Here is a 12,383-nt window from a genome sequence, read left to right as displayed (position 1 = left end):
ACGCTCGGCGGCTATGGCGAAGGACAACCGCGCAGGCCGGGACTGGCTGTCGGAGCAGCGGGCCGATCTGGCGGCCGAGCGCATACTCGACGCCGCGGCGCGACTGTTCGCCGAGCGCGGGCCGGGAGCCGTGGGCATGGGGGACATCGCCAAGGCGGCCGGATGTTCGCGGGCCACGCTGTACCGGTACTTCGAGAATCGGCAGGCGGTGCGGCTGGCGTTCGTGCACCGGGAGGCGCGGCGGATCGCCGCGCGGGTGTTCGCCGAGGTGAAAACGGTCGACGATGCCGCCGAACAGGTCGTGACCGCCATGCTGACGGCGGTGCGGGAGGTGCGTGCGGATCCGGTGCTGATGGCGTGGTTCCGGCCCGGGGAGTCCGGTTCCACCGGTCGGATCAGCCAGGACTCGGAGGTGATCGAGGCCATCGCCGGTGGGCTGTTCGCGACCGCGGTCATCGATCTCGAGGAGCGCGGACGCCTGGCGCGCTGGCTGACCCGCGTGATCGTGTCGCTGCTGGCCGCGCCCGGCCGGGACGAGGCCGATGAGCGCGCCATGCTCGAGGAATTCGTGGCCCCGCTGGTGAGTCGCGTGGTCGCGGGGCATTAGGGTCGCCCATCATGTCCGATCTCGAATCGCTCGACCAGGTCCGTGCCCGCATCGACACGCTCGATGCGGAGCTGATCGGATTGCTCGCCGAACGTCAGCGGCTGGTGCGAACCGCCGCGCGCTTCAAAACCGACGAACAGGCCGTACGCGCGCCCGACCGGGTGGAGCGGGTGGTGGGGCTGGCCCGGGAGCGGGCGCGCGCGGGCGGGCTCGCGCCCGAGGTGGCGGAGTCGGTGTGGCGGGCCATGATCGGGGCGTTCATCGAGTTGGAACTCGGGGAGCACGCGGAGATCGCCGGGCGGAGTGCGGGATAGCAGTGGTTGCCGGGCAGCCGGATGGGTGCCGGGCGGGGCGTGTCAGCGGCTCCGGAGGTCTCGTTGAAGCTGCGCCTGGTCGGACTGTGCTGCGCTTGTCCACCCTGCGCCCTGGCGCGGGCTGCACGAGCGCAGCGGTCCGGGTGCGGTGGGGCCGGTTGTCCGAGCGGTCTGGCTCGCGCGGGTGGGTGTCGTTCGAGCCCTAGCGCTCGCCCGTGGCGCTCGCCGCTGGCGGGTGGGGCCTGTAGCGGTGGGAAGCTCGGTGTGGTGGCGGGATCGGTACCGGCCGCCTCGCTGGTTCACTGCCGACTCATCGCGGGATTCAGTACGTAGTCGGTTGCGGTGGGTGTGCGGCGGATGAGTTTCTCGTAGGCTCCGGGGCTGCCCGGCCACACTTCGGGGAGGCCGTCCTCGCCGAGGTACCAGCTGCGGCAGCCGGTGGTCCAGACCGTGCCGGGCGCGGCGGCGCGCAGGCGGGCGTTGTAGCGGTCGGTGGCCGCCGGAGTCGGCGCGACGGCGGTGAATTCGCCTGCGCGCCAGCGGCGCAGCCAGTGCACGATGCGGTCGGACTGGGCCTCGGCGACCGCGGTGAGCGGGTGGTTCGCGACGGGGCTGTGCGGGCCGACGAGCATGAACAGATTCGGGAAGTCGGGCAGCATCATGCCCTCGAAGGCGCGTGGACCCCGCTCCCAGACCTGGTCCAGGGTACGTCCGCCGTGGCCGGTGATCGCCATCGGGCGCATATAGGCGTGCGCGTCGAATCCCGTTGCCAGCACCAGGATGTCGAGGCGGTGTTCGGAACCGTCGGTGGTGCGCACGCCGTCCGGCAGAATCCGGTCGATACCGGCGGTGACCAGTTCGACGTCCGCCCGCTGCACGGCCGCGTAGAAGCGGTCGGAGACCACCAGGCGCTTGCACATGGCCTGGTAGTCGGGGGTCAGCCGCCGCCGCAGTTCCGGATCGTGCACCGTGCGCAGATTGCGCGCCGCCACCCACTGGACCAACCGCCGCACCGGCCCGGGCCGCACCAGACCGCGCGAGAACAGCGCGAAGACAGCGCGATTGCCGCCGTACGCGAGCCTGCCGAGGGCGGGCACGCGCCGGTACACCGCCTTGGCCGCCGCCGAGTACTCGCGATTCACGGTCGGCAGAATCCACTGCGGCGTGCGCTGGAACAGCACCACGCGCGGCACCCGCCCGGCCAGCGCGCTCACCAATTGGGTTCCGGTGGAGCCGGTTCCGATCACGCCGATGTGCTTGCCGGTCAGGTCGACGCCGTGATCCCAACGCGCCGAATGCATGACGGGGCCGGTGAACGACGCCAGTCCGGGGATGTCCGGCACGTTCGGGTCGCGCAGAAACCCGGTGGCGCACAGCACGAAGTCGCAGTGGTCGACCTCACCGGTCGACAGCGTGACCCGCCAGCCCGCTCCGGTGTACTCCGCACCGGTCACCTCGACGCCGAACCGGGTGCGGCGGTCCAGGTCTCGTTCCCGCGCTACACGGCACAGGTATGCCTTGATCTCCGCCCCGGTCGAATACAGCCGCGTCCATTCGGGATTCAGGGCGAAGGTGAACTGGTAGTACCGCGACGGCACGTCACACACCAGGCCCGGATAGGTGTTGTCGCGCCAGGTGCCGCCGTAGTCGGGGCCCTTCTCGTAGATGGTGAAGTTCTCGAATCCGGCCCGCCGCAGCGTGACGGCCGCGGCGATACCGGAGATCCCGGCTCCGACGACTGCAATGCGCGGACTGGCAAAACCCTTGTCGACAAGGTGTTTCGGCACGTAGACACTCCTCGCTGGACACTGAGTCACTCGCTGGACGCAGTGTATAGCGAATGCTACGGTGTGCGCCAGATCACGCTCGAAACCCCGAAGGAATCACCATGCGCGCATTGCAGTGGACCGGCCCCGAGAATGTGGCCGTCCGCGACATCCCCGTCCCCGAGATCGGCCCGAGCGACCTGCTGCTGCGCGTCGGCGCGGCCGGGGTCTGCCATTCGGACCTGACCCTGGTGAACTTCCCGGTCCGGCTGAGTGCGGAGCCGCTCACCCTCGGCCACGAGATCGCGGGCACCATCGAGGCCGTCGGCGCGGACGTCGCCGGTCGCGAGATCGGTGAGCGCGGCGTGGTGTACCTGTTCTGGACCTGCGGCGTATGCCGGGAATGCGTGAGCGGCAACGAGAATGTGTGCCTCGCCGCCGGGCGCACCGCCATGCCGCCGTGCCCGGGGCTCACCATCGAGGGCGGGATGGCGGAATACGTTCGGGTACCGGCGACCTCGTTCGTGCCCATCGGAGATCTCGACTTCGTGCAGGCCGCACCGGTGGCCGATGCCGCGCTCACCGCGTATCACGCCATTCGGGGGGCGCGGGAGCAATTGCGGCCCGGCGGAACGGCCGTCGCCATCGGCATCGGCGGACTCGGGCATGTGGCGGTGCAGATCCTGCGGGCGGTCAGCGGGGTGCGGGTGGTCGCCGTGGACGTGGCGAAGGAGAAGCTGGAGTTGGCCGCCGACTGTGGTGCCGATATCGGCATCCTCGCCGAGGACGATGCCGCCCAGCAGATTCTCGACCTCACCGGGGGGCGCGGCGCGGATGCGGTATTCGACTTCGTCGGGGCCGACGCCACCGCCACGCTCGCGGTGCGGACAATCGCGCCCAATGGCGCGTACCGGATGGTCGGCATCGGCGACGGCGCGCCGGAGATCACCGCCGGACCGGCGGGCGGACCCGGCTGGCCCTGGGGCGCGTCGGTGCGCAAGTCCCTGGGCGGCACCCGTCGCGACCTGCACGACTGCATCGCGCTCGCGCAGGCGGGCAGGCTGCGCATGGAGGTCGAGCGCTTCGACCTCGCCGACGGTCCGGAAGCGCTGCGTCGCTTGGACGCCGGGCAGATTCGGGGCCGCGCGGTGCTCGTACCGTAGCGGCACGGTTGCTCGGCTTCCGGCTCACGAGAGACGCGCATGCCGGGCGAGCCGCCGGGTAGTCCGGTCGAGTGAGTTCGCGCAACCTGTGTGCCGCCGCCGGTAGTGACGGTCGGCCATTCCGGCGTGACGCGGTGACGCCGCAGGTGCGTCCGGGAGGGGGTCTGTATCACGGTGCACGTGCCGGGCCGCTCCCGGTCGCCCGCGACCGACGGCCCGCGCCGTAGACCAGCTCATGTTGACTCGGCGGTTGCTGCACTGGTACGTACCAGCCAGTGCTACCGTTCCGTGTGACGCCGACAACTCTTGTCTCGCCCCGAGACCGGAAGCAGCGATCGGGGCATGACCGGCAGTTGTGCCCTCAGGTCGCGGTGACGGCGAACGACACAGGCATCGGGCGGACATCCGCCCGGTGCCGAACTGCATTGTTGCCGAGAAGCCAGACATAGGAGAGACCATGGCGCTATCGGGCCCTGATCGGAACACGACCGGGCAGGGGGCGGGCCGCGGCAGCGGACTGTTCCGCACCAAATCGGTCGAACAATCCATCCGTGACACCGATGAACCCGATGCCAAGCTCCGCAAGGAACTGACCGCCTGGGACCTCACCATCTTCGGCGTCGCCGTGGTGGTGGGCGCGGGCATCTTCACCCTCACCGCCCGCACCGCGGGCAACCTCGCCGGACCCTCGGTCTCGCTGGCCTTCGTGCTCGCCGCCGTCGCCTGCGGCCTGGCCGCGCTCTGCTACGCCGAATTCGCCTCCACCGTGCCGGTGGCGGGCAGCGCGTACACCTTCTCCTATGCCACCTTCGGCGAACTCGCCGCCTGGATCATCGGCTGGGACCTCATCCTGGAATTCGCCCTGGCCGCCGCGGTGGTCGCCAAGGGCTGGTCGCAGTACCTCGGCGTGGTGCTGGGCGGCCACACCCCGGTCGTCGATCTGGGTCCGGTCACCTTCGACTGGGGCGCGGTGCTGCTCATCGCCATACTGGGCATCCTGCTCGCGCGCGGCACCAAGCTGTCCTCGCGGGTCTCGGCGGTGGCCGTGGCGATCAAGCTCGCCGTCATCGCCCTGGTGATCGTGGTGGGCGCGACCTACTTCGACAAGGCCAACCTGACCCCCTACATTCCGCCGTCGCAGGACGGTGAAGCCGCCAACGAGGGGCTGCGGCAGTCGCTGTTCTCCTTCGTCACCGGCGCGGGCCACAGCACCTTCGGCTGGTACGGCCTGCTCGCCGCCGCGTCCATCGTGTTCTTCGCCTTCATCGGCTTCGACGTGGTCGCCACCGCCGCCGAGGAGACCAAGAACCCGCAGCGCAATGTGCCGCGCGGCATTCTCGGCTCGCTGGTCATCGTGACCGTGCTGTACGTGGGCGTCTCGCTCGTGCTGACCGGCATGGTGCCCTACACCGAGTTGGAGGGGAACTCCACGCTGGCCACCGCCTTCGCGGTGCACGGCGTCGACTGGGCCAAGAACCTCATCTCCATCGGCGCGCTGGCCGGTCTGACCACGGTCGTCATGGTCATGTACCTGGGACAGACCCGCGTGCTGTTCGCCATGGCGCGTGACGGGCTGCTGCCGCGCCAGCTCGCCCACACCGGCACGCAGGGCACGCCGGTGCGGCTGACCGCCATCGTCGGCGTGGTGTGCGCGGTGCTGGCCGGATTCGTCGACTTCGGCACGCTCGAGGAGATGGTGAACATCGGCACGCTGTTCGCGTTCGTGCTGGTGTCGGTGGGTGTGATCGTGCTGCGGCGCAACCGGCCCGACCTGCCGCGCGGCTTCAAGGTGCCGCTGGTGCCGCTGCTGCCGATCCTGTCGGTGCTGGCGTGCGCCTGGCTCATGTTCAACCTGTCGGTGGAGACCTGGCTGCGATTCGTGGTCTGGATGGCGATCGGCATCGTCGTGTACTTCCTCTACGGTCGTCGGCACTCACTGCTGGGGAAGTCCGCTACCGACAAGTAGCTAACTTTCGGTTCCGTCTCCGAGGTCGCGGCGGTGGTGTGTCGTCATGACGCCACCACCGCGTGTGATGTTCAATGGCTCTGATAATCGAGATAAGCGTCACATGCCACACCAGCATCACCTCAGCATCCGAGAGGAACCGATTGTGAGCATGCTTCTCGCCGCCGTACACGACACGTATACGACGGTCTTCGCGCAGGTCGGTAACCCGACGCCGGAAACGCCGCCGGTCGCCGACAAACTCATGAAGCTGGTCCGCTATTTCAACTGGTTCGTGCTGCTGTCGGGCGTCACCGCCATCACCTACGGCGGCGGCCGGTTCGCCTGGGAGAAGTGGAGCGGTGGCGGACTCGAATCCCCGAAGATGGTGGCCGGGGCCATGATCGGCGGCGCCACCGCCACCAGTGCGGGCACCATCATGAACTCGGTCATCGGGACGTAGCACCCGGGTCGAGTGCAACCCTCAGGGCGGGCGGGTCGACATCGACCCGCCCGCCGCGTGTTGTCCAGGTGCACCGCCGTACCTCGGCTTGGTGGTACGTGGGCCGGTGCGTCGGTCATGGGACCGCGCATGGGCCGCGCGTTCGGGCACCTCCCACCCCGCGCCCCGCGGCCGTCAGGCAGCGGGGCGCTGACCACCTACTGCCCCAGCATCCCCCGCATCTGGTCGATCTCGGTCCGCTGGGCCGTGATGATCGCCTGCGCCAGCTGCTTGGCGTCGGCGTTCACGCCCTGGGCGAGTTCGGTCTCGGCCATGGCGATCGCACCCTGGTGGTGTTCGATCATCATGGTCATCCACTTCTCGTCGAACGCGTCGCCGCTGGCCAGTCCCAGCGCCACCATCTGCTCCGGCGACATCATGCCCTGCATGCCGCCGTGCCCCGCGTGACCGCCGTCCTCGGTGGGTTCGGGTTCGCCGAAGCTCACCAGCAGCGTGGAGAACTGCCGCATCTCAGGGGCCTGCGCCTGCTCCACGGCCCGCGCGAGCGCGATGAGCTCCGCGTTCTCCGTGCGGCCCGGCACCAGCTTCGCCATCTCCACGGCCTGGGCGTGATGCGGGTACATCATCTGGAGGAACTCCACGTCGGCGGCATTGAAATCGCTGCGCGTGGCGGCCGCGACCGAGGTGGTGGCATCGCCGCCGACCGCCTGAACCGTCGCGGCGTCGTTCCCGCCGCACCCGGCGGCGACGAGGGCGGCCGACGAGAGGCCGGTGAGAATGGCGAGCTTCACCCGGGTGGTTTCGAACATGTCTGTACTCCTTGGTAATTGGCGTGTGAATGTGATGAAGACAGAGGTGATCGCGCTGCCGCGCCCGTACGACGCGGAAGCGGCGCTGCCCATCAGATTCGGAGAATCGCCAACTCGGCCAGAGTGAGGACCGTCCACGGCGGCGGCCGGGCGCGTCGCGCACGCCACCAACGCGGGCGTGAGGCAGTGCATCCGGGGCGCGTCCAACCCACCCAGTACAAGGCCGCCAGCACCAGCGTCAGCGCGAGCGCCGTCAGCACGAAGACGCAGCCGTGCGATCCGGCAATGTTCGGCGTGCAGTCACCACTCGTGCAGGGCGAGGCGCTCGACGACGTCGCGAACGCCCCCGCCCCGAGAACGACGTGGTCACCGCTGGCGGTCTGGCGGGACCGATCCGGATGCGTGCGGTGGGCAGCCGGATCGTCCGACGCGGGTACGGTCGCTGGCGCGGCGATGCCTGGACTCGGGGCGACCAGCTGCCCGAAGCCCGAAGCCGACCGGCCGTGTGTCGCCGTGTGCGTCGAGGCCGGTTCGGTTGCCCCGTGGTGGCCGCCGCCGCTGGGTGCGAAGGCTCCCGAGTGCATGATGATGACCCCGGCCAGCAGGACGAACAGGGCCAGCGCGCGGGCGTACCCGGCGGCGCGCGGCGTTTGCTGTTCGTCCACGCGGCCAGTGTAGCGGCGCGATTTCGGATCTACCGCATACCCCCTGTTGGTATTTGGGTGGGCGATTCGAGGCCGCGTGGCCGTGCCGATTCCGGCCGGGGCGGGGGCCGGTGGCCGGAACGCGCGGTGCGCTCCGACTCGGGTTCGGCGGCCGTAGGCGGTAGCGTGGCGCGCGTGTCACAGCGCGAACTGGTCATTCTCGGAACCGCGAGCCAGGTGCCGACCAAGCAGCGCAACCACAACGGCTATCTGCTGAGGTGGGACGGGGAGGGGTTGCTGTTCGATCCGGGGGAGGGGACGCAGCGGCAGATGATCTACGCGGGCCTGTCGGCGACCGACATCACCCGCATCGGCATCACGCACTTCCACGGCGACCACAGCCTGGGACTGGCGGGCGTCGTGCAGCGCATCAGCCTGGACCGGGTGCCCCACGCGGTGGACGTGTACTACCCGGCCTCCGGGGAACGGTTCTATCAGCGGCTCTGCGATTCCACCGCCTACCGCCACCATGCCGAACTCCGTCCGCGCCCCATTGCCGCCGCGGGCGAATTGCCCGTCCCCGACGCCGGTTTCACCCTGCGCACCGAACCGCTGTCGCATCCGGTGGAAGCCTTCGGCTACCGCATCGACGAACCCGACGGGCGGCGCATCGTCCCGGACCTGCTGCGCGAATTCGGTTTGGAGGGGCCGATCGTCGGCGAGTTGCAGCACGCCGGAAGCATCGAGATCGACGGTCGCACAATCACTCTCGACCAGGTGAGCGAACCGCGCCCGGGGCAGAGCTTCGCCTTCGTCATGGACACCCGGCTCTGCGACGGCGTCCACGCCCTGGCCGAGGGGGTGGACATGCTGGTCATCGAGGCCACCTTCCTCGACGCGGAGATGGACCTCGCCGAGGAGTACGGCCACCTGACCGCCGGCCAGGCAGGCAAGGTGGCCGCCGCCGCGGGTGTGCGCACCCTGGTGCTCACCCACTTCTCCCAGCGCTACGGCACCCTCGACGACCACCTCGACCAGGCGCGCGCCAACTTCGACGGCGATATCGTGGTGGCGACCGATTTGGCGCGGATTCCGGTGCCGCCGAGGCGATAACGGCTCCAGGGCGCTCATGCCGAGCCGAGCGCACTTCCGGCAGGCGGGCTCGCGATGGCCCGAGTCCGAGATTCCGGCACACTCGCGGCGGCGAGCATTGCTCGGAGTCCCGGCAGATTCGTGGCCGGGTGTGTCTCACGATCCTCGGTGAGCCGCTGGTCGGGTGTTCCCCGTGATCACTGCGCTGGTGGCCGGTGATCACCCTTTTCAAGTCGCTCCAGGCTCGGCGAGTCGAGTCGCTCCGGGCTCGGCGAGCCCGCGCGCATTGTGAGCGCGGGCCCGCAACTTTGCCCTGTCGGTGGATGAGCGTGCGGCATGATGATTCGCATGGACGCACACGACGAGCTGATCGAGTTGGCGGACCGCTTCTGGGATGCGTTCCTGGAATCCTCGCCGAGTGAGGCAACCCTGTTGGGGGACAGGCGCTTCGACGACCGCATCGAGGATCTCTCCGCCGACGCGGACGCCCGGCTGCTCGGCACCTGGCAGGCCCTGCTGGGTGAGGTCGACGCCCTCGACCCGCAGCGGCTGTCCGACACCGACCGGATCACCCGCAGCCTGCTGCGCACCGAACTCGCCTCCGCCATCGACCAGTTGGGCTGGCGGCCCGCGGAAATGGCCTCCGACCAGATGACGGGCGTGCACGCGGCCATGCTCACCATGGCGCCGCAGCTCAACGCCCCGCGACCGGAGAACGCGACCGGACTGCTCGAACGCTACCGGCGGTTCGGCGAGCTGATGGAGCAGGCGGTGCAGCGCTTCCGCGACGGTGTGGCCGCCGGGCGCACGCCCGCCCGCATCACCATCGAGCGTTCGCTCAACCAGCTCGACGGCTACCTGGCCTCCGATCTCGCCGCCGACCCCTTCGTCACCTTCCCGGGCCCGCCCGACTGGGACGGCGAAACCGCTTGGCGCGCAGCGCTGACCGAGGTGGCGCGCGATGTCATCCGCCCCGCGTTCGCCGCCTACCGTGCGGCGCTCGCCACCGAACTGCTGCCGGTGGCGCGCCCCGACGACCGCCCCGGCCTGACCTGGCTCGGCGACGACGGAGCCGATATCTACGCGCGCCTGCTGCGCCACCACACCACCCTGCCCGACCTCGGCGCGGAGGAGATCCACGAGCTCGGGCTCGCCGAATTGGCCACGCTGCGCACCGAATACGGCGAGGTCGGCGCGCGGCTGTTCGGCACCGGTGACCTCGGCGAGATCTTCACCCGGCTGCGTGAGGATCCGGAGCTGCGCTACCGCGACGGCGACGAGATCATGGCCGACGCCCGGCGCTGTCTGGCGGCGGCCGGCGCGGTGATGGGGGAGTGGTTCGGCAGGCTGCCCCGGCAGTCCTGCGATATCCTCCCCGTCCCCGAATTCCTGGCCGCCGACGCGCCCGCCGCCTACTATTTCCCGCCCGCCGCCGACGGCTCCCGCAATGGGGCGTACTACGTCAACCAGCACGACGCCAAGGGCCGCAACCGGTACGAGACCGCATCGGTCGCCTTCCACGAGGCCATTCCGGGCCATCATCTCCAGCTCACCATCGCCAACGAGCTCGAGCACCTGCCGCGCTTCCAGCGGCAGTCCTTCGCCAATACCGCCTTCGTGGAGGGCTGGGCGCTCTACACCGAACGTTTGGCCGACGAGATGGGGCTGTACCCGGACGATCTCGGCCGGGTCGGCATGCTGGCCGGCGACTCCTGGCGTTCCTGCCGGCTGGTGGTCGACACCGGGCTGCACGCCAAGGGCTGGACGCGGCAGCAGGCCATCGACTTCATGGTGGAGAACGCGCCGGTCGGTGTGGAGGAGATCCGCATCGAGGTGGACCGCTATATCGCCATGCCGGGGCAGGCGGTCGCCTACAAGGTCGGACAGCTCGAGATCCAGCGCCAGCGCGAGCAGGTGCGGCAGCGGCTCGGGGCCGCCTTCGACATCAAGGCGTTCCACGATGTGGTGCTCGGCTCGGGTTCGGTGAGCCTGCCGGTGCTGCGGGAGCTGGCCGCGACGCTGTAGCCGGATAACCGGGTGAGGGAATAGCGGCCCTTCGAATATGTTCGACCCAGTTGATGAGTCGAGCTAACGAGGAGGGGTGCCGATGACAGCCACCGGGGTGCGGCCCGACATCGGCTTCCGGTCCGAGCGGGGGCCGCTGCTCGCCTCCCTCATGTTGGCGACCTCGCTGGTGGCGCTGGATTCCACCATCATCGCCACCGCCGTGCTCACCATCACCGATCAACTCGGCGGGTTCGCGCAGTTCCCGTGGTTGTTCTCCATCTACCTGCTGGCGCAGGCGGTGACCGTGCCGATCTACGGCAAGCTCGCCGATATGCTCGGCCGCAAACCGGTCATGCTGTTCGGCATCGCGGTCTTCGCCCTCGGCTCGCTGCTGTGCGGGCTTGCCACCAGCATGGTGGCGCTCATCGCCTTCCGGGCCGTGCAGGGCATCGGCGCGGGCGCGGTCGCGCCGATGTCCATGACCATCGCCGGGGATGTGTACACCGTCGCCGAACGCGCCAAGGTGCAGGGCTATCTGGCCAGCGTGTGGGCCGCCTCGTCGGTGCTCGGGCCGGTGCTGGGCGGGGTCTTCGCCGAGTACGTGAGCTGGCGCTGGATCTTCCTGATCAACCTGCCGCTCGCCGCACTGGCCGCGTGGATGCTGATGCGCCATTTCACCGAGAGCGCGCCCCGGCGCTCGCATCGCATCGACTACCTCGGTGCGGCCCTGCTCACGGTGGGCGCTGGCGCACTCATCCTCGCCCTGCTCGAGGGCGGGCACGCCTGGGCGTGGGGGTCGCCGACGAGTCTGGCGCTCTTCGGTGGCGGGGCGCTGGCGCTCGTGCTGTTCGGCCTGGTCGAGCGGCGGGCCGCCAGTCCGATTCTGCCGCTGTGGGTTTTCACGCGTCGCGTGGTGGTGGCGAGCAGCCTGGTGTCGCTGCTCATCGGCGCGGTGATCCTCGGATTGACCTCGTATGTGCCGACTTTCGCGCAGGGTGTGCTCGGCGCGGGGGCGCTGCTGGCGGGACTCACCGTCGGCGCGCTCACCATGGGCTGGCCGTTGGCGGCCTCCCAGGCCGGAAAGCTGTACCTGCGCATCGGTTTCCGGCGGACCGCCCTTATCGGCAGCTCCCTCGGCTCGGTCGGGGCGGCGACGCTGCTGCTCGTCGACGCCGATTCCGGACTGCTCCGGGTGGCCGTCGGCTGCTTCATCGTCGGCACCGGCATGGGCCTGGTGGCGACGCCGACCCTGATCGCCGCACAGGCCAGCGTCGACTGGACCGAGCGCGGGGTGGTGACCGCGACCAATATGTTCGCCCGCTCGCTCGGCAGCGCCGTCGGCGTGGCGGTGTTCGGCGCACTGGTGAACTCCCGGGTCGGGGGCAGCGATCAGCCCGCGCCGGAGGTGCTGGCCCCGGCCATCCATCTGGTATTCCTCGGCGTCGCCGGGATGGCGGTGGTCATGGTCGCCGCCTCGGCCATGATGCCGCGGGCGCGCGAAGCCTCAGCAACCCGGTGATTCGCAAGTCCGCTGTGAGAATTGCGAGTAGTTTGCGAGGTATCGCCGGTTGGT

The 12,383-nt window shown here is 69.8% G+C and carries 11 protein-coding genes; 8 read left to right on the top strand and 3 right to left on the bottom strand.

What is annotated here, in order from left to right:
• Nucleotides 1–13: 13 nt before the first annotated feature.
• The gene (locus QMO76_RS09990) at nt 14–607 is read left to right on the top strand and encodes a TetR/AcrR family transcriptional regulator (protein WP_306360916.1); all 594 of its coding nucleotides are present in this window, start codon (nt 14–16) and stop codon (nt 605–607) included.
• Between the two features lie 11 nt (nt 608–618).
• Nucleotides 619–921, top strand: coding sequence for a chorismate mutase (locus QMO76_RS09985; RefSeq protein WP_306360915.1), 303 nt, complete (start codon nt 619–621; stop codon nt 919–921).
• A gap of 299 nt (nt 922–1,220) precedes the next feature.
• On the opposite strand, the gene QMO76_RS09980 is transcribed toward QMO76_RS09985, so the two are convergent.
• Nucleotides 1,221–2,708, bottom strand: a complete 1,488-nt coding sequence (locus QMO76_RS09980; RefSeq protein ID WP_306360914.1) for an NAD(P)/FAD-dependent oxidoreductase — start codon at nt 2,706–2,708, stop codon at nt 1,221–1,223.
• Between the two features lie 101 nt (nt 2,709–2,809).
• Here QMO76_RS09980 and QMO76_RS09975 point away from each other — a divergent pair, with 101 nt between their 5' ends.
• The 3 genes from QMO76_RS09975 (at nt 2,810) to QMO76_RS09965 (ending at nt 6,258) form a co-directional block, all read left to right on the top strand.
• Entirely contained in the window at nt 2,810–3,850 is a 1,041-nt protein-coding gene (locus QMO76_RS09975) for an NAD(P)-dependent alcohol dehydrogenase (protein ID WP_306360913.1), read from the top strand.
• A 457-nt stretch (nt 3,851–4,307) separates the two neighbouring features.
• The gene (locus QMO76_RS09970) at nt 4,308–5,816 is read left to right on the top strand and encodes an APC family permease (RefSeq protein ID WP_306360912.1); all 1,509 of its coding nucleotides are present in this window, start codon (nt 4,308–4,310) and stop codon (nt 5,814–5,816) included.
• A gap of 151 nt (nt 5,817–5,967) precedes the next feature.
• Complete coding sequence (locus QMO76_RS09965) at nt 5,968–6,258, top strand: hypothetical protein (protein WP_306358160.1); 291 nt, start codon at nt 5,968–5,970, stop codon at nt 6,256–6,258.
• Between the two features lie 197 nt (nt 6,259–6,455).
• Here QMO76_RS09965 and QMO76_RS09960 read toward each other — a convergent pair whose 3' ends face one another.
• Both QMO76_RS09960 and QMO76_RS09955 read right to left on the bottom strand, forming a co-directional pair.
• Nucleotides 6,456–7,067, bottom strand: coding sequence for a DUF305 domain-containing protein (locus tag QMO76_RS09960; protein WP_306360911.1), 612 nt, complete (start codon nt 7,065–7,067; stop codon nt 6,456–6,458).
• Nucleotides 7,068–7,159: 92 nt separating this feature from the next.
• Nucleotides 7,160–7,732 (bottom strand): hypothetical protein, encoded by a 573-nt coding sequence (locus QMO76_RS09955; RefSeq protein WP_306360910.1) that lies wholly within the window; start codon nt 7,730–7,732, stop codon nt 7,160–7,162.
• Between the two features lie 174 nt (nt 7,733–7,906).
• On the opposite strand from QMO76_RS09955, the gene QMO76_RS09950 reads away from it, so the two are divergent.
• The 3 genes from QMO76_RS09950 to QMO76_RS09940 all read left to right on the top strand — a co-directional run bounded on the left by QMO76_RS09950 (nt 7,907) and on the right by QMO76_RS09940 (nt 12,329).
• Complete coding sequence (locus tag QMO76_RS09950) at nt 7,907–8,824, top strand: ribonuclease Z (protein ID WP_306360909.1); 918 nt, start codon at nt 7,907–7,909, stop codon at nt 8,822–8,824.
• A gap of 327 nt (nt 8,825–9,151) precedes the next feature.
• Nucleotides 9,152–10,828, top strand: coding sequence for a DUF885 family protein (locus QMO76_RS09945; RefSeq protein WP_306360908.1), 1,677 nt, complete (start codon nt 9,152–9,154; stop codon nt 10,826–10,828).
• An 82-nt stretch (nt 10,829–10,910) separates the two neighbouring features.
• On the top strand, nt 10,911–12,329 hold the full coding sequence (locus QMO76_RS09940) for an MDR family MFS transporter (protein ID WP_306360907.1): 1,419 nt from the start codon (nt 10,911–10,913) through the stop codon (nt 12,327–12,329).
• Nucleotides 12,330–12,383 lie beyond the last annotated feature (54 nt).

This window comes from Nocardia sp. CC227C, from assembly GCF_030767025.1.
GTDB lineage: Bacteria > Actinomycetota > Actinomycetes > Mycobacteriales > Mycobacteriaceae > Nocardia.
Note: the sequence above shows the minus strand (reverse complement) of the source record. Positions and strands in the feature narration are given on the sequence as shown.